Raw genomic sequence first — 222 nt, forward strand, 5'->3', positions numbered from 1 at the left:
AGACAGGGATACATGCGTGTCCCTTGTGATGCTGCACCATCAATACGCAAAGTTACACCTGACACAAAAGCCGCAGCATCTGACAGTAAATAACAAATCGCCGAAGAAACTTCTGATTCAGTTCCCATGCGTTTTAGCGGTACATTGCTAGCAAGACTTGGAATAATCACTTTGGCAAAATCACCACTATAATTATCCATACCGGATGACACAATCCATCCT

1 protein-coding gene is annotated in these 222 nt (G+C 43.2%); it reads right to left on the reverse strand.

The window, feature by feature from the left end; translation table 11 throughout:
* Positions 1 to 222, reverse strand: a 222-nt coding sequence (locus GYB81_RS24050) for an SDR family oxidoreductase (protein ID WP_161898024.1), incomplete at both ends; no start/stop codon positions are given.

The sequence above is a fragment of the Pseudomonas yangonensis genome, from assembly GCF_009932725.1.
GTDB classification, from domain to species: Bacteria; Pseudomonadota; Gammaproteobacteria; order Pseudomonadales; family Pseudomonadaceae; genus Aquipseudomonas; species Aquipseudomonas yangonensis.